The 20,855-nt window shown below is 62.9% G+C and carries 24 protein-coding genes; 12 read left to right on the top strand and 12 right to left on the bottom strand.

Annotation, left to right across the window (positions count from 1 at the left end; translation table 11 throughout):
• Positions 1-10 precede the first annotated feature (10 nt).
• Both NKJ12_RS02305 and NKJ12_RS02300 read right to left on the bottom strand, forming a co-directional pair.
• Positions 11-391, bottom strand: a complete 381-nt coding sequence (locus NKJ12_RS02305) for a thiol-disulfide oxidoreductase DCC family protein (protein WP_352701133.1) — start codon at positions 389-391, stop codon at positions 11-13.
• Between the two features lie 257 nt (positions 392-648).
• Complete coding sequence (locus tag NKJ12_RS02300; protein ID WP_254818015.1) at positions 649-795, bottom strand: hypothetical protein; 147 nt, start codon at positions 793-795, stop codon at positions 649-651.
• 408 nt (positions 796-1,203) lie between these two features.
• Here NKJ12_RS02300 and NKJ12_RS02295 point away from each other — a divergent pair, with 408 nt between their 5' ends.
• From NKJ12_RS02295 to ligD, 3 genes are all read left to right on the top strand, one after another.
• Entirely contained in the window at positions 1,204-1,710 is a 507-nt protein-coding gene (locus NKJ12_RS02295; protein ID WP_352701132.1) for a YciE/YciF ferroxidase family protein, read from the top strand.
• Between the two features lie 143 nt (positions 1,711-1,853).
• On the top strand, positions 1,854-2,705 hold the full coding sequence (ku, locus tag NKJ12_RS02290) for a non-homologous end joining protein Ku (protein ID WP_352701131.1): 852 nt from the start codon (positions 1,854-1,856) through the stop codon (positions 2,703-2,705).
• A gap of 9 nt (positions 2,706-2,714) precedes the next feature.
• Positions 2,715-5,216, top strand: coding sequence for a DNA ligase D (ligD, locus tag NKJ12_RS02285; protein ID WP_352701130.1), 2,502 nt, complete (start codon positions 2,715-2,717; stop codon positions 5,214-5,216).
• 106 nt (positions 5,217-5,322) lie between these two features.
• Here ligD and NKJ12_RS02280 read toward each other — a convergent pair whose 3' ends face one another.
• Positions 5,323-5,997, bottom strand: coding sequence for an ArsR/SmtB family transcription factor (locus NKJ12_RS02280; RefSeq protein ID WP_254818019.1), 675 nt, complete (start codon positions 5,995-5,997; stop codon positions 5,323-5,325).
• A gap of 68 nt (positions 5,998-6,065) precedes the next feature.
• Here NKJ12_RS02280 and NKJ12_RS02275 point away from each other — a divergent pair, with 68 nt between their 5' ends.
• The 3 genes from NKJ12_RS02275 (at position 6,066) to NKJ12_RS02265 (ending at position 7,052) form a co-directional block, all read left to right on the top strand.
• Positions 6,066-6,281, top strand: a complete 216-nt coding sequence (locus NKJ12_RS02275; RefSeq protein ID WP_254818020.1) for a DUF1127 domain-containing protein — start codon at positions 6,066-6,068, stop codon at positions 6,279-6,281.
• Positions 6,282-6,378: 97 nt separating this feature from the next.
• A complete protein-coding gene (locus NKJ12_RS02270; RefSeq protein WP_352701129.1) occupies positions 6,379-6,711 on the top strand; it encodes an NIPSNAP family protein in 333 nt (110 codons plus the stop codon).
• On the top strand, positions 6,708-7,052 hold the full coding sequence (locus NKJ12_RS02265) for an antibiotic biosynthesis monooxygenase family protein (protein WP_352701128.1): 345 nt from the start codon (positions 6,708-6,710) through the stop codon (positions 7,050-7,052). The genes NKJ12_RS02270 and NKJ12_RS02265 overlap by 4 nt, the downstream gene beginning before the upstream one ends.
• A gap of 6 nt (positions 7,053-7,058) precedes the next feature.
• Here NKJ12_RS02265 and mbfA read toward each other — a convergent pair whose 3' ends face one another.
• Positions 7,059-8,042 carry an iron exporter MbfA gene (gene mbfA, locus NKJ12_RS02260; protein WP_352701127.1) on the bottom strand — a complete coding sequence of 328 codons (984 nt, stop codon included), beginning with the start codon at positions 8,040-8,042 and terminating at the stop codon, positions 7,059-7,061.
• Positions 8,043-8,222: 180 nt separating this feature from the next.
• Here mbfA and NKJ12_RS02255 point away from each other — a divergent pair, with 180 nt between their 5' ends.
• The 3 genes from NKJ12_RS02255 (at position 8,223) to NKJ12_RS02245 (ending at position 10,468) form a co-directional block, all read left to right on the top strand.
• On the top strand, positions 8,223-8,540 hold the full coding sequence (locus NKJ12_RS02255; protein ID WP_254818024.1) for a hypothetical protein: 318 nt from the start codon (positions 8,223-8,225) through the stop codon (positions 8,538-8,540).
• 204 nt (positions 8,541-8,744) lie between these two features.
• Positions 8,745-9,722 carry a threonine/serine dehydratase family protein gene (locus tag NKJ12_RS02250; protein ID WP_352701125.1) on the top strand — a complete coding sequence of 326 codons (978 nt, stop codon included), beginning with the start codon at positions 8,745-8,747 and terminating at the stop codon, positions 9,720-9,722.
• Positions 9,723-9,814: 92 nt separating this feature from the next.
• The gene (locus NKJ12_RS02245; protein WP_254818026.1) at positions 9,815-10,468 is read left to right on the top strand and encodes a glutathione S-transferase family protein; all 654 of its coding nucleotides are present in this window, start codon (positions 9,815-9,817) and stop codon (positions 10,466-10,468) included.
• Positions 10,469-10,503: 35 nt separating this feature from the next.
• Here NKJ12_RS02245 and NKJ12_RS02240 read toward each other — a convergent pair whose 3' ends face one another.
• From NKJ12_RS02240 to NKJ12_RS02225, 4 genes are read right to left on the bottom strand one after another with little or no spacing between them, the layout of a single operon-like run.
• Complete coding sequence (locus NKJ12_RS02240; protein WP_352648607.1) at positions 10,504-11,640, bottom strand: ABC transporter permease; 1,137 nt, start codon at positions 11,638-11,640, stop codon at positions 10,504-10,506.
• An 8-nt stretch (positions 11,641-11,648) separates the two neighbouring features.
• On the bottom strand, positions 11,649-12,569 hold the full coding sequence (locus tag NKJ12_RS02235) for an ABC transporter ATP-binding protein (RefSeq protein WP_352648439.1): 921 nt from the start codon (positions 12,567-12,569) through the stop codon (positions 11,649-11,651).
• Positions 12,566-13,519, bottom strand: a complete 954-nt coding sequence (locus NKJ12_RS02230) for an HlyD family secretion protein (protein WP_254818028.1) — start codon at positions 13,517-13,519, stop codon at positions 12,566-12,568. Before NKJ12_RS02230 ends, NKJ12_RS02235 begins: the two co-directional genes overlap by 4 nt.
• Positions 13,516-14,232 (bottom strand): CerR family C-terminal domain-containing protein, encoded by a 717-nt coding sequence (locus tag NKJ12_RS02225; protein ID WP_352701411.1) that lies wholly within the window; start codon positions 14,230-14,232, stop codon positions 13,516-13,518. The genes NKJ12_RS02230 and NKJ12_RS02225 overlap by 4 nt, the downstream gene beginning before the upstream one ends.
• A gap of 88 nt (positions 14,233-14,320) precedes the next feature.
• Here NKJ12_RS02225 and NKJ12_RS02220 point away from each other — a divergent pair, with 88 nt between their 5' ends.
• Both NKJ12_RS02220 and NKJ12_RS02215 read left to right on the top strand, forming a co-directional pair.
• Positions 14,321-14,794, top strand: coding sequence for a CYTH domain-containing protein (locus tag NKJ12_RS02220; protein WP_352701124.1), 474 nt, complete (start codon positions 14,321-14,323; stop codon positions 14,792-14,794).
• Positions 14,791-15,735 carry a CHAD domain-containing protein gene (locus NKJ12_RS02215; RefSeq protein ID WP_352701123.1) on the top strand — a complete coding sequence of 315 codons (945 nt, stop codon included), beginning with the start codon at positions 14,791-14,793 and terminating at the stop codon, positions 15,733-15,735. Before NKJ12_RS02220 ends, NKJ12_RS02215 begins: the two co-directional genes overlap by 4 nt.
• A gap of 134 nt (positions 15,736-15,869) precedes the next feature.
• On the opposite strand, the gene NKJ12_RS02210 is transcribed toward NKJ12_RS02215, so the two are convergent.
• Positions 15,870-16,673 (bottom strand): helix-turn-helix domain-containing protein, encoded by an 804-nt coding sequence (locus NKJ12_RS02210; protein WP_352701122.1) that lies wholly within the window; start codon positions 16,671-16,673, stop codon positions 15,870-15,872.
• 115 nt (positions 16,674-16,788) lie between these two features.
• On the opposite strand from NKJ12_RS02210, the gene NKJ12_RS02205 reads away from it, so the two are divergent.
• Positions 16,789-17,649 (top strand): SMP-30/gluconolactonase/LRE family protein, encoded by an 861-nt coding sequence (locus tag NKJ12_RS02205; RefSeq protein WP_352701121.1) that lies wholly within the window; start codon positions 16,789-16,791, stop codon positions 17,647-17,649.
• Between the two features lie 16 nt (positions 17,650-17,665).
• On the opposite strand, the gene NKJ12_RS02200 is transcribed toward NKJ12_RS02205, so the two are convergent.
• The 3 genes from NKJ12_RS02200 to NKJ12_RS02190 form a co-directional block, all read right to left on the bottom strand.
• Positions 17,666-19,378: a SulP family inorganic anion transporter gene (locus NKJ12_RS02200; RefSeq protein ID WP_352701120.1), complete on the bottom strand. Its 1,713-nt coding sequence runs from the start codon at positions 19,376-19,378 to the stop codon at positions 17,666-17,668.
• Between the two features lie 180 nt (positions 19,379-19,558).
• Positions 19,559-19,828 (bottom strand): helix-turn-helix domain-containing protein, encoded by a 270-nt coding sequence (locus tag NKJ12_RS02195; protein ID WP_292656925.1) that lies wholly within the window; start codon positions 19,826-19,828, stop codon positions 19,559-19,561.
• A 313-nt stretch (positions 19,829-20,141) separates the two neighbouring features.
• Complete coding sequence (locus NKJ12_RS02190; RefSeq protein WP_254818036.1) at positions 20,142-20,843, bottom strand: phosphatase PAP2 family protein; 702 nt, start codon at positions 20,841-20,843, stop codon at positions 20,142-20,144.
• Positions 20,844-20,855 lie beyond the last annotated feature (12 nt).

Here is a 20,855-nt window from a genome sequence, read left to right as displayed (position 1 = left end):
GGCGGTGAGCCTAGCCGATCAACCTTGCCCTCACCTCGGCGGAAGGGATTTCACAACTGTCCTTCTTGCCGAACAGGGCGTAGCGGTTCTTTGCGATGCGGTCGTAGAGCCAGTCGCGAAGCGGGCGCGGCAACAGCAGCAGGATCCGCGCCGCCCGCCACGGCCAGCCGAGTTCGGCCATGACGGCAACGAAACTATCCAGGCGGGTGAAAGCGGTGCCATCGACGATGACGAGATTGGTCTGGTAGCGATCCGTTCGCAGCCCGTATTTCTTGAACAGCATCTCGCCGAAGGGCGACTGCGCCGTTGCGAAATGGAAGCGGCCCTTGCGGTCTAGCTTCACCACCATGCGCACAAAGCCCGAGCACAACACGCAAATACCGTCGAACACGATCAACGGGCCGCGTGATTCGAATTCTGGCGGCTCAGGAGAATGGTTCGGCTTGACGATCACGTGACGCCCGGCAGCTGGTGTCAGGCGACACTAAACCTGCCGGCGGCTGGATCAAAGCCCGGACTGCTGAAGGCTTGGCGTTGTCGCACGCCGTCTGTCGGTCAGCGCAGGGCGCTCGGCGCGATAGGTCGTTGACCGATTGTCGGCGTCGGGCCGGCATATCCGGCTGTCGTGACGGCTCTCCATGCTCATCATCAGTGCACGCTGATCCCAAGCGTGTTGCCACGGCGCGCGCAGGCGGGGCCTGGGCCGCGCATGTAATAGCGCTCGGGCCGATAGGTCGGTGCGACGAATTCGCGGATGGCGGCAGCATAGCCGGCGATGTGATTCCAGAAGCTCATTTTACTCGGTCCCTGTCCCGTTTCGGATGTCCCTTCCGAATTGCGGGGATCATAGCGTCCAGGCGTGAATAGTCGGTGAACGCGATGTTAATCTCTGGTCGAAAATGCCTTCGTTCATGGCTGGAATGCGGCTGATTCGCGGTGTTTCCATGCAGTCCGTCGGCATTTCGCCCAGTGTGACTTTTGCATCACATATGTTTCGCCTGAATGTCGCTGAGGCGCGGTTTTGTTTCAGCTTTTTGCTGGACCGCGAAATTTCCGTGCGCGCGGCCGGAAAACCAGGAACCCGCCCGTCAGCCGCACGTTGATTTCCCAGTGCCGGGACGAACCGGTTCCGCAGGCTGTGGTGCTCGGGTTGGGCCGCAGCCAAAAATCCGAAACTGCAAGAGCAATGGAAAGGCAAAGGCCATGGGCTTCTTTTCGAAGGATATCAAAACACTCGATGACCTGTTCGTGCACACGCTGCGCGACATCTATTATGCTGAAAAACAAATCGAGAAATCGCTGCCGAAGATGATCGACAAGGCGAGTGATCCGCAGCTGAAAGCCGGCTTTGAGAAACATCTCGCCCAGACCAAGGGTCATATCGAGCGTGTCGAGCAGGTGTTCGAACTGCACGGCGTGAAGGCCAAGCAGGTCGACTGCCCGGCCATCGACGGCATTCTCGAAGAGGCCGACGACATCAGCGGCGACATCGCCGACAAGGAGGTCCTCGACGCTGCGCTGATCGCCTCGGCCCAGGCGGTCGAGCATTATGAGATGACCCGTTACGGCACCTTGATTGCCTGGGCCAAGCAACTGGGCCGCAGCGACTGCGCCAATGTGCTGGCCAACAATCTCAAGGAGGAGCAGGCGACCGACCGCAAGCTTACCGAGATAGCGGAAAGCAAGATCAACCTGCAGGCCGCCGAGTAGGGCAGCGATAGAGAATTGAGTTCAGGGCAAGGCCGGGCCGAAAGCCCGGACTTGCCTTTTGCGCCGCCGGAACCGGAACGGGCTTTGGCCGTTCTCGGTTGAACGCCGCTCTCGGTTGAACCTTGTCGCGCAGGGAGTTTGTCATGGCGCCGCGCCCCGCCTGGAGAGGATATCTCAAGCTTTCGCTGGTCACTTGCGCCGTCGAACTGACCAATGTCGTCACCCAGGCGGAGAAAGTCTCGTTCCGCGTGCTCAACCGCAAGACCGGCAATACCGTCAAGCGCGTCTATGTCGATTCGGCCAACGGCAAGCCGCTCGATGAAGGCGACGAGATCAAGGGCCACGAGATCGGCGACGGCGACTTCGTCCAAATCGAGGAGGAGGAGATCGAAGCCGTGCAGATTGAATCCTCGCACACGATGAGCCTCGATGGTTTCATCGAAAAATCCTCGATCCAGCAGATCTATCTCGATACGCCCTATTATGTGACGCCTGCGGACGAGGTCTCGGAAGAGGCCTTCGCCGTCATCCGCGACGCCATGGCCGCCAAGAAGACGGCGGGGCTGGCCCGTATCGTGCTCTATCGCCGCGAACGTCCGGTGGTCATCGAGCCGTTGGGCAAGGGTCTGCTGCTGACGACCCTGCGCTATGGCGATACGGTTCGCAGGCCCGAGATGGTGTTCGGCGACATCAAGCCGGTGAAGACCGACGCCGAGATGATCAGGCTGGCCGAACACATCGTCGATGAGAAACAGGCGAAGTTCGATCCTTCCGAATTCGAGGACAAATACGAAAACGCCCTGATCGAGCTGGTCCGCGCCAAGAAGGCCGGCAGGAAGGCACCGAAGACAAAGGCGGAACCACGGCCCTCCAATGTCGTCAATCTCTTCGATGCACTGAAGAAGAGCCTTTCGTCGGAAGCCGGTGCGCCGGCAAAGGGCGGACGCCCGGCAAAGGGCGCCAAGTCCAAAGCCGCTCGGCGCAAATCTGCTTAGGATCAGACCATGGTCAGCCTCGAGCAGTATCACGCCAAGCGCAATTTCAAGAAGACCACCGAACCGGCCGGCAAGGTTTCGCGCGGCAAGAAAGCCGAGCCAGGTGGCATCTTCGTCATCCACAAGCATGCCGCCACCAGGCTCCACTACGACCTTCGCCTCGAGCATGGCGGCGTGCTGTGGAGCTGGGCAGTGACGCGGGGCCCGAGCGTCGACCCGCACGAAAAGCGGCTCGCCGTGCATGTCGAGGACCACCCGATCGACTATGCGCCGTTTGAAGGCACTATCCCGAAGGACCAATATGGCGGCGGCTCGGTCATTGTCTGGGACGAGGGAACTTGGGTCCCCGATGGCGACCCGGCAAAAGCGATGAAGAAAGGCCATATCAGTTTCGAACTGCATGGCCACAAATTGCATGGCGCCTGGCATCTGGTGCGGCTGAAGCCGCGTCCGGGCGAAAAGCGTGACAACTGGTTGCTGATCAAATCCGACGATGCCGCCGCGCGTCCGGGCGAGGACATTTTGCAGGAGGCGCCGCAATCGGTGAAATCCGGCCTGACCATCGAGGAGGTCGGCGAAGGCAAGACCGCCGATGGCAAGAAGCCAAGCGTCTGGCAGTCCGACAGGCCGGCCGCCAGCAAAGCGAAGGCCGTCGCCGCAAGGCGGCTCGAATTCATCGAACCGGCGCTCGCAACGCTGGAGCGGGACGCCCCGCCCGGCAAGGACTGGCTGCATGAGGTGAAGTTCGACGGCTATCGCATGCAGGCGCAGCTTGCCGGCACCGAGGTGCGGCTTTTGACACGCGCCGGCCTCGACTGGACCGACAAATTCGGTGGCGCAATTGTCGCGGCACTTGGCCGCCTGAAATGCACCGATGCTATCATCGACGGCGAAATCGTCGTGCTGGCGGATAATGGCGTGTCGTCATTCTCACTGCTGCAGCAAGATCTGTCGGCGGGCCGCACGGATCGTTTCATCTACTACGTTTTCGACCTGCTGCGTCTTAACGGTGAGGATATCCGTTCCGAGCCGCTGGTCGAGCGCAAGGAAAGGCTGCGCACTTTGCTCGCCGGACAGACTGAGGATCAGGCCGTGCGCTTCAGCGACCACTTTGCCGAGCCCGGCAAGATCATGCTGGAGCATGCTTGCCGGCTGGGGCTCGAAGGCGTCGTCTCCAAGCGCGCCGACGCGCCCTACCGCAGCGGCCGGGTCCCGTCCTGGGTGAAGTCGAAATGTACGGCGCGCCAGGAATTCGTCATCGGCGGCTACATGCCGTCGGACAAGACCGGGCGCGGCCTGCGCTCGCTGCTGGTCGGCTATCACGAGGGCGGCAAGCTGCGCTATGCCGGCCGCGTCGGCACCGGCTTCACGGCCAAAAGCACCAACGAGCTGAAGAAGAGGCTTGATGCGCTGAAGACGACAACCTCGCCCTTCGACAGGGCGGTGCCAAGGGGTAAGGGGCTGGTCTGGGTCAAGCCCGAACTTGTCGGCGAAGTGGAGTTTCGCAGTTGGACGTCGGACCGTATAATACGCCACGCGTCGTTCCAGGGATTGCGCGAGGACAAGCCGGCGGAGGAAGTCGTGCAGGAGAAACCGAAAGCACGCTCAGCCCCGGCAGAGTCGAAGCCAAAGCCCGCCAAACCCGTGGCCACGGCGAACACCTCGGTTACGCTGTCCCGCCCCGACAAGCTTCTGTGGCCCGAGGAGAACGTATCGAAGCAGGATCTGGTCGATCACTACGCGCTGGTCTGGCCGCGCATGAAGCAATTCGTCATCAACCGGCCGCTCAGCCTCGTGCGGGCGCCGGACGGTGTTGGCGGCCAACGGTTCTTCCAGAAGCATGCCTCGGCCGGCATGCACGACAAGATCGCCGTGATGAAGGATCCCACCGACGGCGAGGAGATATTGTTCATCCGCGATTTCGACGGTGTCGTGGCCCTCGTTCAACTTGGCGTCGTCGAGATCCACATCTGGGGCTCGACCACGGACGAGCTGGAAAAACCAGACCAGATCATCTTCGATCTCGATCCCGACGAGGGTGTCGACGTGAAGGCGGTGCTTGCCGCGGCGCTCGATATCCGCAGCCGGCTCGACGAACTGTCCCTGCCTAATTTCGTCAAGACCTCGGGCGGCAAGGGCTATCATGTCCTCGTCCCGCTGAAGCCGTCGGCGGACTGGGACGAGGTCAAAGGCTTCGCCCATGAGTTCGCCCGAGCGCTCGAGCAAGCCGCACCCGACCGCTACACGGCGACGTTGTCGAAGAAGGCGCGCACCGGCAGGATATTCGTCGATTATCTGCGCAATGGCCGTGGCGCGACCACGGTCGCGCCCTATTCGTCGCGCGCCAAGAAAGGCGCCACGGTATCAATGCCGGTGACCTGGGCGGAAATCGAGGCCGGATTGCCGCCGAACGCCTTTCCGATAGGCGACAAGACGACGCTGAAGCGGCTTGGGCAAGCCGATCCCTGGGAGGATTTTTTCAAGCAGGCCAAGCCGCTCAAGCGCGGCTAGAGCAATTCCAGGAAAAGTGTGTGGAATTGCGTCAAAACAAAAAAGATAGAGCGGTTCGGCGTTTCCGTGGAGACGGCGAGCCGTTCTGGTGCGTCGAAGCGAGCCGTCAGGCGAGAAACGTCTTCTCGAATGCCTGCTTGCCTGTCGGCGAGAAGATCACTGCACGGCTGTCCTTCTCGCGCCGCGCCCATTTTTCGGCGAGGATCTTATCGAGAATGGCGGCGCCCAGCGTGCCGGCGAGGTGCGAACGCCGCACGCTCCAATCGAGGCAGGCCCGGCACACCGGTCGCCGCGCCTTGCCCTCGACATCGATGCCGATCGCGGCGAAATGCGAGGCGGCCGACGGCCCAAGCCGGATCTCCTCATCATTGCGCAGGAGCACTTGTCGAGCGACGAGACGGTCCAGCATCGCCACCGCCTGCTCGCCGGCGAGGTGGTCGTAGCAGACCCGCGCCACGCGCATGGCGGCGTCGCGTGGGCCAGGCCGCACTCGTTGCGGCCCGACCGCGGCGGCAACACCGGTGATCGCCTCGATCATGCCTGCTACCTGCGGGCCGGCGAGGCCGTAGTAGCGGTGCCGTCCCTGGCTTGCCAGCGTCAGCAGCCCGCCTTCCATCAGCTTCGACAGATGGGAGCTCGCTGTCGGAAGCGACACGCCGGCCTCGAGTGCCAGTTCACTCGCCGTCAGTGCCGTGCCGCCCATCAGTGCGGACAGCATGTTTGCCCGCGCCGGATCGCCCACCAGGCTGGCAATGCGGGCTATGTCAGGTCCTTCGCGCATGGTTCGTTCATCATCGAAGCATCCTCGTCAGACAAGCATTAATCTCGATGCAAATCAAGGAGACGACAATGCCTGCAAGGACTATTCTCGGCGCCGCGCCTGCTCGCCGGCCGTTCCCGTTCATTGTCTTGCGCCGCCTGCGGCTGCGGCTCCTGAAGCGGTGGTACGACCGTCATTTGCAGCGTCTCGACCTCGCCGAGATCGACGATCATCTGCTGCGTGACCTTGGCCTGACACCCGAAGACGTCCGCCGCGAATGCGCGAAATCCTTCTGGCAAACCTGACCGGCCAGCGAATTTGCCTAGCATATCGATCTTCGGAACGTTTCGACCCGGCTCGAACTGTGACCGCCAGAAAACATCCACCGCCAAGGAGGCGAAAATGACCATCACCTGCTTCATCCGCTACGAGATCGATCCGTTCGGCAAGGCGGCGTTCGAGGAATATGCACGCAATTGGGGACAGGCGATCCCGCGCTGCGGCGCCGATCTGATCGGCTATTTCGCGCCGCACGAAGGCTCGGCCACCAGGGCTTATGCCGCCTATAACATCGACAGTCTTGCGGCCTACGTAGCCTACCCCGCCCGGCTCGCCGCCGATCCCGCCGGCAAGGCGAATTACGAGTTCGCCCGGCGGAAAAAATTTATCCTGAAGGAGGACCGCATCTTCCTCAAGCTGGCCTCCGGGCCACATGCTTCTTTGGTGAAGCCATGATCGCCGTCATTTTCGAGGTCGAGCCGGCCGCGGGCATGCGCGATGCCTATCTCGGCATCGCCGCCGATCTGCGCCCACTGCTCGACGACATCGACGGTTTCCTGTCGATCGAGCGCTTCCAGAGCCTTGCCGATCCGAACCGCATCCTGTCGCTGTCCTTCTGGCGCGACGAGGATGCGGTGAAGGCCTGGCGCAACACGCAGGAACATCGGCAGGCGCAGAGGGCTGGGCGCGGCGGCATCTTTGCCGGCTACCGTTTGCGCATCGCCCATGTCATGCGCGATTACGGCCTGACCGAACGCGCCGAGGCGCCAGCAGACAGCCGGGCGGTGAATGGGTAGCGACTGCTATGCATTCCCGATCAGCACCCCTGCCGCAAACACCAGCGCGCCGCCCAGCACCACCTGGAAGGCGGCGCGCCAGAATGGCGTCTGCATGTAGCGGTTCTGTACGAAGGCGATGGTCCAAAGTTCGAAGAACACCACGACCGCGGCGACGATCGTCGCCGTCCAGAAAAGCGGGATGAGATAGGGCAGCGCGTGCCCGAGCCCGCCCAGCGTCGTCATGACGCCGACGGTCAGCCCGCGTTTTACCGGCGAGCCGCGGCCGGATAGCTTGCCGTCGTCGGAGGCCACTTCGGTGAAACCCATCGAGATACCGGCGCCGATCGAGGCGGCAAGCCCGACCAGAAAGGTCTGGAACGTGTCGTGCGTGGCAAAGGCCGCGGCAAAGATCGGCGCCAGCGTCGACACCGAGCCATCCATCAGCCCGGCCAGCCCGGGCTGCACGTAGGTCAGGATGAACTGACGTTGCTCGGCCGCCGCCTCTTCGTCCTTGACCGCGCCCGATATATGCTTTTGCTCCAGCCGCTGCGCCAGTGTCTCGTGGCCCTGTTCGGCCACCGCCAGATCGTCGAGCAACTTTCTCGTCGAGGCATCGCCTGTGCGTTTGGCCGCCTCGATATAGAACAGGTAGGCCTGCCGCTCCATGGCCTCGGCTTGGCTGCGCACATGATCGATACCGAGCGGCCTCACCAGCCAGTCCGGCTTGCGCTCGTAATAACCCTTCACATGCTCGCGCCGGATCAGCGGTATGCGCTCGCCGAAACGGTTGCGGTAAAGCTCGATCAGCGCGTCGCGATGGCCGTCCTCTTCCTCCGCCATCTCCTCGAACACTTTGGCCGATTGCGGAAAGCTTTCCGCCAGCCCGTCGGCATAGGCGCGATAGATGCGCCCGTCATCCTCCTCGGAGGAGATTGCGAGCGCCAGGATCTCCTGCTCCGAGAGAGATTCAAACGGACGGCGGCCGAAGCCGAAAACGCGGGAAAGCATGAGAAATTCACCCCAGTTTAGAATAGTTCTAAACTAGAGCTTCGCACATCCTCGGTCAATCGCGCCCGCTCCATTCATCTGCTCAAAAGTATCAACGTCGAAACCGAACGAGGCATCGTTTGCTATCGGCAAACGTTCACCTATATAATCGAATCTGAACCAAGAGAAAGGAACCCGCAGATGCCGGAACAACAGCAGCCGTTTGACCCCAAGCCGGTTCTCGACCTGATCGCTAACATCGAGGCGGACTTGCAGCGCCTGAAAGGGCTGGTCGAGCAGCAGGTCGAAAAATTCGACCCCGCTAATCCGCACAACAAGGCTCCCGACGGCAAGTTGACCGAGGAGGGCGTCGAGTGCTGCTACCGCCTGTTCGACGAGGGCAAGTCGCGCTATTCGGTCGCCCAACAGATGAAGATCTCCTTCGCCGCCGCCACCCACCGCTTCAACACCTGGCGCAAGATGGGCGGCCCCAAACGGCAAAAGACCCTGTTGGGGTGAGGAGCGGCAGGCTATGCCGGCCAATCGACAACGATTTGTCGATTGAAGTGACGAATGCGTAGTGGAGGGCGGAGGCGGCGGTGGGTGACAGTCACGCTCCACTCCTGCCTCCAAGTCGAATTGTAACGGTCACATTTTTTCATTGGTGCGCGGCCTTCCTTTCCGTGCACCATGGGCGGTCTCATTTCTTGCAGGACCCTAGCCATGACCATCTCTCCCGGCATCGCCGATATTCACAGCGCAGCAGCGCGATTGTCCGGACTGATCGTCGAAACGCCGCTGATCGAATCGCCGGAGTTGAACAAGCGCTTCGGCGCCAGGATCCTGTTCAAGCCGGAGACGTTGCAGCGCACCGGCTCGTTCAAGTTCCGCGGTGCATATAACAAGCTCTCCTCGCTCTCGGCGGAAGAACGCGCCCGCGGCGTCGTCGCCTTCTCGTCGGGTAATCACGCGCAAGGCGTTGCCGCCGCAGCGGCGATGTTCGGCGTCAAGGCCGTCATCGCCATGCCCACCGATGCGCCGGCGATGAAAGTCGGCAATGTCAGGAAGATGGGCGCCGAAGTGATCACCTTCGACCGGGTCCGCGACGATCGCACTGCCGTTGTCCGTTCTTACGTGGCAAAGGGCATGGTCCTGGTGCCGCCCTATGACGATCCGGCCATCATCGCCGGCCAGGGCACGATCGGCCTCGAATTGATGCGCCAAGCAAAAGCGCTTGGCGTCAGCCTCGATGCGGTGGTGGTTCCCTGCGGCGGCGGCGGGTTGAGCAGCGGCATTTCGATCACGATCAAGGACGCCTCGCCGGACACCGCCGTCTGGGCTGTGGAACCCGAGCATTTCGACGACACACGCCGCTCGCTGATCCAAGGCGCCAGGGTGTCGAACGCGCCCGGCCACACCTCGATCTGCGATGCCCTTCTCGTCGCCGAGCCGGGTGCCATCACTTTCGAGATCAACCGCAAGAACCTTGCCGGCGCCATCGCCGTTTCCGACCGGGCGGTGGCCCAGGCGATGCGCGACGCGATGGCTTGCCTGAAGCTGGTGGTCGAACCTGGCGGCTGCGTCGGCTTGGCCGCGCTGTCGTCAGGCGAGATCAACCTTACCGGGAAATGCGTGGCCGTGGTGCTGTCCGGCGGCAATGTCGATTTCAGCACCTATGCCGAGATCATTGCTGCCAGCTAAGATAGCAACCAGTTGCAGGTCATGTGCCGGTTCGAGGCGCTCGAGCCTCCGTTGCGCCCAGCCGAACCGGTCCCATTCAAAGACTGAGATCAATGAAACTGTTCTTCAGCCGCAATCCCAATCCTCGCCTCGCGGTTGCCGTGGCACGTTATCTCAATGCCAAGGTCGAGTTTGAATTCGCCTCCCCCTTCGCTCCGGGGCAGGCCGAGCGCTTTCGGCCGCTCAATCCAAATCTTTCATTGCCCATCCTTGTGGACTTGGGAAAAAGCCTCTGGGAGGCCGATGCCATAGCCTGCCGGCTTTCACGCGACACGCATTCGCATTTCTGGCGCGCCGGCGACGACGAGCCGGAGATGATCCGATGGCTGAGTTGGGGCAAAGAGAACTTCGCAAGAGCCTGCGACGTTGTGCATTTCGAACGCGGGACCAAACAGCGCTATGGGCTCGGCCCGATCGATCAGGCACGGGTTGAGGAGGGCCTGAGGGACTTCAGTACCGCCGCTGCAATACTTGATGCTGAGCTTTCCCAGCGAGAATGGCTGGTCGGAAATTCGGTTTCCTACGCCGACTTTCGAATGGCGACGTTTCTGCCCTTCAACGACGTCGCCCGATTGCCTCTCGATGATTATCCCTCTGTCGGCCGCTGGTATCGGCAGCTTGAAGAAATCGATGCTTGGCGCGATCCCTTCGAAGGGCTCAATGCACCTGAATTGACACCGGTCCCGGGCCAGGCCAAGGCCGTGTGATTCTCGATCATTTGCGCAAGCTGATTGCGTCGACCCTAATCCAGCGTCCGGCGGAACCGCACCAGCGCAATGCCGGCGAACAGCGCCACGAACACCACCAGCCAGCCGATCTCCGTTGCCACTGCCGGCAGCTCGGCGCCCTTCAGCATCACCGCGCGGATAATGCGCAGGAAATGCGTCAGCGGCAGCACTTCGCCGAAAACTTGCGCCCAGTCCGGCATGCCGCGATAGGGGAACATGAAGCCGGACAGCATGATCGACGGCAGGAAGAAAAAGAAGGTGAGCTGCAGGGCCTGCATCTGCGTGCGGGCGATCGTCGAAATCGTGTAGCCGAGCAGCACCAGCGCCAAGACGAAGATCAGGACCGCCGTCAACAGCAGCGACATAGATCCGGTGAAGGGTATGGCAAACAGAAGCTTCGAGGCCGCCAGCACCACCACCACCTGCACGGCGCCTACCGCCAGATAGGGCAGCACCTTGCCCAGCATGATCTCGAGCGGGCTGGACGGCATCGCCAGAAGGTTCTCCATCGTGCCGCGCTCGGTCTCGCGCGTCAGCGCGATCGAGGTCATCATCACCATCGTCATCTGCAGGATGACGCCGAGCAGACCGGGCACGATGTTGTACTGCGAGACGGCTTCCGGATTGTAGCGCCGGTGCACCACCACCTGGAGCTGGCCCCGGGCAGCTTCGGCCGCCGTCTCCTGCATGCCGCGTGCCCTGAGCAGCGCCTGGTTGGCGACGGTGCCGAGCGTCGAGATGGCGCCGCTGGCGACGGCCGGGTCGGTTGCATCCGCCTCGATCAGGATCTGCGGGCTGTCGCCGCGCTCGACCCGTCGGGCAAAATCGGCGGGAATGGTGACGACGAAGGCGACATCGCCGCGCGCCATCAGGAATTCGGCTTCGGCGGCACTTTGCGCAACATGGTCGAAGCGGTAATAGCCGGTGGTCTGCAGCGCCGCAACCATGGCCCGCGTGTAAGGATCGCTGCTCATCGCCACCAGCGCTGCCGGCAGGCTCTTCGGATCGTTGTTGATGGCATAGCCGAACAGCACCAGCTGCATCAGCGGCACGCCGAGCATCATGGCGAAGGTGATGCGGTCGCGCCGCATCTGGATGAACTCCTTGATCAGCAGCGCGCCTAGCCTGGCGAAGGAAAAGATGCTGTTTATCCCGTTCTTCATCCCATGTTGTCCTTCGAACCGGACATGAACTGGATGAACACATCCTCCAGGCTGGTCTCGCCGGGCGACACCGTGACGCCCTTGTGCTCCTTCTCGACATCGGCGAGCGCTGCCTGAAGCGCCTTCCTGTCGGAACCGACGACATGCAGCGTCGCCCCGAACGGCGCCACCTGGTCGACGCCGTCGCGGCCATGAAGTGCGGCCGCGACCTGATCGAGCCGTGGCCCTTGCAGGACGAAGGTGGTCAGCCCGGCATTCCTCACCACGTCCTCGACCGTCCCAGTGGCCAGCATCTTGCCGTAGGAGATGTAGCTGATGCGGTGGCAGCGCTCGGCTTCGTCCATGTAATGGGTGGAGACCAGCACGGTCAGGCCGCCGCTCGCCAGCCGGTGGATCTCGTCCCAGAATTCGCGTCTGGCCTTCGGGTCGACGCCCGCCGTCGGCTCGTCGAGCAGCAGTAGTTTCGGCTTGTGCATGATGCAGGCGGCCAGCGCCAGCCGCTGCTTCCAGCCGCCGGACAGCGTACCGGCCAGCTGGTTCTTGCGCGATGTCAGGCCGAGCTCCTCAAGCGTCTTAGCCACATGCCCGTCGAGCGGCTTCAGCCGGTAAAGCCGTGCCACGAATTCGAGATTCTCGCCGATCGTGAGGTCTTCGTAGAACGAGAATCTCTGTGTCATGTAGCCGACTTCGCGCTTGATCCGCAGGCTGTCGGTGCGAATGTCGAAGCCCAGAACCGTGCCTTCGCCCTCATCCGGCGTCAGCAAGCCGCACATGATGCGGATGGTCGTCGTCTTGCCTGAGCCGTTCGGCCCGAGGAAGCCGACGATCTCGCCCTCGGCCACCGTCATCGTCACATGGTCGACGACGGTCTTGTCACCGAAGCGCTTGACCAGGCCGTGCACGTCGATGACGTTCATTTTCCGATGTCCGCCAGATCGACGTCGACGATCTGCCCGGGCTGCAATGCGCTGGCGTCGCCCTCCGGCCGCGCTTCGACCAGATAGACCAGCTTTTGCCGGGTCTCGAGCGAGTAGATCACCGGCGGCGTGAATTCCGGATCCGGTGACACGTAGCTGACGCGAGCCTTCACGCCCGCTCCGCAACCGTCGCAATGGACATTGAGCAGCGTGCCGACATCGACCGAGGAGAACGCGCTTTCCGGCACATAGACGCTGAGCTTCACCGCGCCATCCGGCAGTATGGAGATGACCGGCGCGGTCGGCCCGGCCGTGTCGCCTGGATAGCGGATGACATCGTTGACCCGGCCGGGCGAGGGCGCCGTCAGCACGCGCTTCGACAGTCGCCATTGCGCTTGCTCCAGCGCCGACTGCGCCTGCCTGACCTGATTGTCGGCGGCCTTGATCGTCTCGGGCCGGGCCGGCAGCCCGCCGACGGCGAGATTGGCCTCCGCCTGGCCGACCTGCGCGTTGGCCGTCTCCAGCGTCGCGGAAGCCGTGTCGTAGTCGGCCTGCGTGCCGGTGCCGCGTTTGAACAGATCGCTGGCGCGGATGTAACGGCGTTTGGCGTCGGCGGCTTGCGCCTTGGCCATGTCGACCTGCGCCTTGAGCACCGCAATCTCTTCCGGCCGCTTGCCGACCTGCAGGTCGGCAAGTTGCGCCTGGGCCTGCGCAAGGGCCGCCTCGGCTTGTGCGATGGCGATCTTGGCGTCGGCGTTTTCCAGCGTCACCACCGGCGTGCCGGGCGCGACGCGGTCGCCGCGCTTGACCGCAATCGTCTCGACCTGCGCCACCTCGATCGGCGCGAGCAGGACGTAGTCGCCCTCGACGTAGCCGACGGCGAGCGGTGCTGCCGGCGCGCAGGCGCTGAAAAGCTGGGCGGCAAGCGGCAAAGAACAGAGCAGGCTCATGATCCACGATCCTTCCGGACAGCCAAATCGCGCCGAGCTAAAATCGCGCTGAGATTGTCGGTTATTGTTGCCGCGATCTTGCCGGCCTCATCATCGCCGATCTTGCGCCAGCCCATCCGGCGCATAACCGCCTCGCGGCCGATGCGGAAATAGACGACCTGGCCGATCAGCGTGAATACGGTGAGTTTTGTGCGCTCGCTCTCGGCCGGCTCGCCCGTCGCCTGTTCCCAGATCAGGCAGAGCCGGTGATGCGCCGGTTCGAACACGCCGTCATAGATACGGTCGAGTGCCGCGGTTGGATGCGACAGCTCGCGCAGGACGAACTGTACAATCTCGCCGGCTTCCGGCCTTGCCGCGATGAAGGCGACCATGCGCTCCAGTGCGACGGCTAAATGTGCCCGCGCGGCCTCGGTGTCCGCCAATGCCGCGACCGGCGCCTGCAGATTGCCGATCGCCTGGCCGGCAACGGTCTGGATGGTGTCGACGATGTAGTCGGCTGCCGCGTTGCGGAGCCCTTCCTTGCCTCCAAAATGGTAGGCGATCGAGCCGATATTGGCCTTGGCCTCAGCCGCGATCTGGCGCGTCGACGTGCCGTCGAAACCCTGGCGTCCGAACAGCTTCAGCGCCGCGCGCACGAGTGCCGTCCGCGTCATATCTGCGGCGGTTTTGGGTGCCTCATGAGGAAGGCTGCTGGCGTTGGGCGATTTGATCATCATCGGCAATTTAATCAATCGAATGATTAAAGTCAACTGCGATCAAGCGGCTTGCCAACTCCGGCCGTGCGCGCTCTAGTGCATGGCCATGGGCAAGGAAATCGAGCGTAAATTCCTGGTCTCAGGTGAGGAATGGCGGGCAATGGTCGAGGCGGACATTCATATCCGTCAATTCTACCTTGTCGCCGAACCCAGCCGTACGGTGCGTGTGCGCATCAGCAATGATGCCGCCGCCAAGCTGACGCTCAAGTTCGGCAGCCAGGCACGCCAGCGCGATGAATTCGAATATCCGGTGCCTTTGGCGGAGGCGCAGGAGATGCAGGCCTTTGCCATCGGACATGTCATCGAGAAGACACGCCATCATGTTAGACACCGCGGCTATCTCTACGAAGTCGACGTCTTCGGCGGGACGCTTGCGGGGTTGGTGATCGCCGAGCTCGAGACGCCGGAGGATGTACCGGACGAAATGCTGCCAGATTGGCTCGGCCGTGAAGTCACCGGCGAGCCGAGATTTTACAACGCGTCGCTCGCCCTTGGGGGGATTTCGGAGATCGTCGCATGAGCTTTCGTATCGATCCGCACATGTCGCTGACCGGCGAGGTCAGGCGCATCCTCGCCGAGGAGATCGGCAAGGCGCTTGTCCATCTGGACGCCGCGCGTGACAGGCCCGAACAGGGGCTGCACAACTGTCGCAAACGGCTGAAGAACGTCCGCGCCTTGCTGCACCTTGTCCGTTCCGGAGACGAAACATTCTGCGTGACTGAGAATCAATGCTACCGCCAGGTGGCGGCCCTGCTTGCCGGCCCGCGCGAGGCGACCGCACTGGTGGAAACAATCGACCGGCTAGCGGCAAGCTTTCCCGAGCAAAGTGCCGGCGGTGGTCTCGATGCCGTTCGCGACCGGCTCGTCGCGCGCCTGCATGAACTGCATGGCGGAGCAGGCCTCGATGCTGCGATAGGCGCGGCGATCGCCGCTTGCGAGGAAGGTGTCGGCCGGATCGACAAGCTCGCTCTGCCCGACCAGCCGGAGCAGGCTGCCGACGTGCTCGCCGAAGGCGCGCGCGCCACTTTGCGCCGCGCCAGGAAAGCGCTGGACAAGGCGGCTTCGCGCGGCGAAGCCGATGACTTTCACGACCTGCGCAAGGCGGCCAAGACGCATGGCATGCACCTGTCGCTGCTCGGCCGGCTGTGGCCGACGCCGATCAAGGCCCGGCGCAAGGCCGTCGATGAATTGGGCGAGCGGCTCGGCGAACTGCACGACGTGTTCGTCATGCGCGCGCTTCTCGATGCCGAGGACCAGCCGCTCGGTCCCCCTGAGGACACGCGGTTGCTTGCCAAGCTGCTGAAGCGCTCGGAAAAGAGCCTGAAAAAAACCTGCCTCGCCGAGGCGGCCGAGCTTTTCGGCGACCGTCCGAAGCGCTCGACAAGGAAGCTTGCCCGCAAGGTGCGCGACGATCTCACAGCGGTATCGCACGAAGACGCCGGCGCGCCTGGCGTGGGCTGACGCGATCCTTTGGGATCACGCGCAAGGAAATCCTGCACATCCACCCGGGGTCGGCATTGGGTGCTGCAAGCTCCGCATCGCATGCGGACGCGGCCAAAGGTCTGAACGTGGTCGTTCAGCGATTGTGTTTTGACCTACGCCGGCAGACGTCGTCCGTTTGCGGCGGGCGCAACTCGATCGTCCGCCCGCGCGCCGGCGTCGCGCGGATGCGGTCCGATCGGCATGATCACCGGGAATGGCGTCGCGCCGAAAGCGAAGGTCCATTTGTAGCCGACCAACCCCTCTTCCGGCGTCGTGTGCTGATCGTGATGCGCAAGCAATTTGGCGCGCTCGGCCAGTTCCTCCGCCTCCCGCCTGACCATTTCCGCCGTCTCGGGCCGCATCCGCCTGGAGAAGCTGACGAATGTCGCCTCGCGCTCCAGATGCGTGATGGCCCAGCCGATGAAGTTCTTGTTGGTCACCTCGAACAGTGGCCGCAATGGCCCGTCGAAATTCCACTGGATTGGCGTCTCGACCAGCAGCCTGGCCGACAGGCCGCGACCGAGCGCGACCAGCCCCAACTCCTCGAGGTCTCGCAGATAGAGGAACATCGAAGCCTCGCTCAACCCCTGTGAGCGCATGATGCCTTCGGGCGTAAATTTTTCCGAAAGCATGACGAAGATGAACAGCAGTGCCGGCCGGCCAGCGAGCTTGCGCTCGATCTCCGGCGCGATGTGGTTGGCAGGTCCTGGTCCTCTGTTCATAGAGCCGAGCACGTTCTCCAACTCCACGCCGGCGGCAGCGCAGATCTCCATCAGCCGGTCGAGCTTGCAGTTGCGCTCGTGGAAGATGCGCTTCACCGTCGGCTCGGAAACGCCCATTCGCTCGGCAAGGACGCGGTAGGTCATGCCCTTGGCCTTCAGCGTCCGCTTCAGCGCGTCGAAGATCAGGCCGTTCACGGGATGCACCTCTTTTGCACGATTTGGTATCAACCTTCGGTACTAGTCCCGATAGATCTTCCCGGAAAGTATCGAAAGGCCTAGCTCTCCGCCAGCCCATTACAGGAGACTAGCCATGAAAAGCCTCTTCACACCGATACTTCTCGCCATCTTCGGCATCGCGACTGCGCCCGCAGTTCAGGCCGCTGAACTCTGGCGCGCCGGCGGCCTCGAGCAACCTGAATCGGCGCTGTTCGACGCCGCCGGCCAGCGCGTTATCGTCTCGAACATCGTCGGCAATCCCGGCGAAGCCGACGGCAACGGCTATCTGTCGGTTCTGTCGATGGACGGCAAGCTGGTCACGCAACACTGGACCGACGGCATGGACGCGCCCAAGGGCATGGCGATTGCCGGCGGCAAACTCTACGTCGCCGACATCACCCATGTGCGCGTCGTCGATCTCCAAAGCGGCAAGCTAGCGTCGACGATCGACGTGCCGAACGCTGTCTTTCTCAACGACATGACCGCTGATGCATCCGGCAAGGTCTACGTCACGGATATGCTTGCCGATACGATCTATCGCATCGACGGCGACCGGCTCGAACTGTTCATCAAGGATGCGGCGCTCGCTTCGCCGAATGGCATCTTCGCCGATGGCCGCCGGCTGATCGTCGCTTCGTGGGGCAAGGGCATCAAGCCCGACTTCAGCACCGCGGAGCCGGGCGGCCTGCTCTCGGTCGATCTCGCCACCAAGGCCGTTTCGCCTCTGGCTGGCGCGGAAAACTTTGCCAACCTCGATGGCGTCGTTGCCATCGGCGGCAGCATCTACGCTACTGCCTATATGACCGGCACGCTCTACCGCTACAAAGCCGGCGGTACGCCGCAAGTGGTTGCGACGTTCAAGCCGGGCAGCGCCGATATCGGCACCGATGGCAAGTCGACAATCTTCGTGCCGCTGATGAACGAGGGCGAGGTCTCAGCGTTGGGCCTCGACTAAGCCGGCAGTTGCCAGCTCAGGCGGCGGGCGCGGCTTTCTTCAGCTGCGCCCGCGCATCCGTGATCGATGCGGCATAAGTCACCAGCGGCCGCTTGACACCGTGGTTGATCAGCATGCGGCGTGTCTGCGGTGAAGCGCCTGAGATAATGAAGCGAACGCCGGCGCGCTTGGCCTTGTGGGCCGCGCCCTCGATGACATTGGCCGCCGTCGAATCGAAGAACGGCACCGCCGAACAGTCGAGAATGAAGTTCTTGCGCTGGTCGGCGATGCGGTCCAGCACCGTGCCGACGGTCGAGGCGGCGCCGAAGAAAAAGGCGCCCGATATCCGGTAGACGACGGTGTCGGCATCGCTCGCCTCGCTGGAATCATAAGCGCTGGCTCGGTCGGCGACGTCTTCCTGCACCAGGGATTGATGGTCCGCCTCCACCGCGATGCTCTTGGCCATGCGGTCGATGAACAGGATCGAGCCTAGCGCGAAGCCGACGACGATGCCTTCGGTCAGGTCGCGGAAGATGACGATCAGGAACGTCGCCATCAGTACCAGCGCATCGCCGCGCGAGGCGCGCAGCAAGGTGGCGAAGGCCTGTTTCTCGAACATGTTCCAGCACACCACCGCCAGCACGCCGGCAAGTGCTGCAAGCGGGATATAGCTGGCCAGCGGTGCCGCCACCAGCATCAGAGCAAGCAGGATGGCCGAGTGCATCATGCCTGAGACCGGTCCATGCGCGCCGGCCCGTACATTGGTCGCGGTGCGGGCAATGGTGCCAGTGGTACATATGCCGCCGAACAAGGCGGAGGCGATATTGGCGAAGCCTTGCGCCACCAACTCGCAATTGGAGCGATGCCGCCTTCCGGTCATGCCGTCGGCGACGACGGCCGACAGCAGCGATTCGATCGCCCCGAGCAGCGCAAAGGCGATAGCGTCCGGCAGCACGTCGATTATCCTGTCGAGGCTGAGCGGCGGGAAAGCCGGCCATTGCAGGCTGCGCGGGATGCCGCCGAAGCGCGTGCCGATCGTCTCGGCCGGCATGGCGAGCAATGCGACGACGAGGGATGCCAGTCCGATGGCAATCAGCATAGCCGGCCACTTCGGCCGAAACCGCCTCAACGTCGCAATGGTGATGATGGTCAGTGCCGCCACCGCGGTTGCGGCGAGGTTGATTGTTCCGGCCGCCTCGCCGATGGCCATCAGCTTCGGCACCAGCGGCCCTGGCTCCTTGCCGGCGAGCTTCAGCCCGAACAGTTCGACGATCTGGCCGGAGAAGATGATGACAGCGATGCCGGCGGTGAAGCCGACGGTCACCGGGTAGGGGATGAATTTGATGTAGGTCCCAAGTCTGAGATAGCCGATGGCAAGCAGGAACACGCCGGCCATCATCGTCGCCAGCAGTAAGCCATCGACGCCAACCCGCGCCACCGTCGCCGCCACAAGCACAATGAAGGCGCCGGCCGGGCCGCCGATCTGGAAACGGCTGCCGCCAAGCGCCGAGACCAGGAAGCCGCCAATGATCGAGGTGTAGAGCCCGCGCTCCGGCGTCACGCCTGAAGCAATGGCAATTGCCATCGACAACGGCAGCGCAATGATGGCGACAGTCAGCCCGGCGATGGCATCCGCCTTGAAATGCGTGAGCGTGTAGCCCTCCCGCAGCACCGTCACCAGCTTCGGGGTGAACAGTTCGGAAAATGTCGGCCGCGCCGGTTGATGCACTGCCCGCTGCGTCTGATCCATCGAGTGCCTTCCGCATGAAACCAAGGAGCGGCGGGATCGTCGGCAGGACTGTCGGCGGTCGCCGTCGCGACTTGGAGCGGCGTGCGTCCAAATAGGCGCACAGATACGCCCCAACACTTTTGACCCGCGCATCGGACTATCCGAAAACCGAATTTGATTTTCGGCGATGCGGCAGTAGCGTCAGCCTTGCGGGTTCTGCGGCGTGACAGGCTTGAGGCGAACGCCCCTGCCGCCACGCTCGCTCGCCTGGTTTTCGCCGATCAGCTCGACCCCGGCCTCTTCAAGGGCCTGGATGACCTTCATCAGCGTATCGACCACGCCCCGGACCACGCCGTCGCTCGCTTCCATGCGCTGAATGGTTGGAAGCGAAACCCCGGCGCGCTCGGCGAGGGTCTTCTGATCGATGCCGGCCAGCGCCCTCGCGGCACGCATCTGCGCGGCAGTGATCATCGGTCAAAACCCCGTCTGAGTTCTGCGGTATCACGTATAATACCTTCATGATGATGGGTCAAATATCATCTTGCATATGTGAAACATGCAACAGTCTTTGCCAGCCGGTGCGCTGGCATGCTACAAACCTCGGCATCGTTTGGCGGGACATCCATTACGGTACCGATTTTACAGTAGGACCTCAAAAAGGATGAGCAGGTGAAGACATTCAAAGCGTTGGCGACCTCGACAGTCGTGCTGTCGATGGTTTTCCTGCTGGCAGGCTGCGGACATGGCCTGATCAACAGGCTGATTTGAAGTAGTCCGGCCGACGTCAGGTGCCGTCGGCCCGCCCTAGCCATCGCTGCAGCAATCGTGCCGCCAGCCAGCACAGCATCGCCCAGGCAAAGCCGGCGCACCAGCCGGCCAGCACGTCGGACGGCCAGTGGACGCCGAGATAGATGCGGCTGATGCCGACCACCACCGTCGTCAGCACCGCCAGCATGAGCACATAGATCTTCGTTGTGCGCCCGGGCAAAAACCGTGCCGCCATGCTGCCCAGCGTCAAATACGTCACCGCCGACAGCATGGCGTGGCCGCTCGGAAACGAAAGCGATGCCACATCGGCGAGATGCGAGACCAGATCGGGGCGCGGCCGGTCGATATCGAATTTCAGCACGCTTGACAGGAGCTGGCCGCCCGCCACCGCGACGAACATGAGAAGCGCCGCGCCTGGCCTGCGGATAAGGAGCAGATAGACGATCATTGCTGCCGTGATCAGCACCAGTACGCTGGCGCTGCCGAGGCTGGTGATGTCGCGCATCGCTCCTTCCAGCCACGCCGGTCCGATCGGATTGTCGGGCTGGCCGGCCTTGCGGAAGGCAAGTAGGATTTCGGTGTCGAAGGCATGCGGCGTGGTCGCCCGCGCCAGCTCCATCAGTTCTTCGAACCCCCACAGCCCGCCGGCAATGACCAGCCCGGCCAGCAGAACCGGGAACTCCAGCCAGTTGCGCAGTCTGCTTGCAATCTTCTTCATCGGCCCGATCGC

Source organism: Mesorhizobium sp. M0195 (genome assembly GCF_040322115.1).
Lineage (GTDB): Bacteria > Pseudomonadota > Alphaproteobacteria > Rhizobiales > Rhizobiaceae > Mesorhizobium.
The sequence above is the reverse complement of the archived record's forward strand: the minus strand, read 5'-3'. Positions and strand labels throughout refer to the sequence as shown.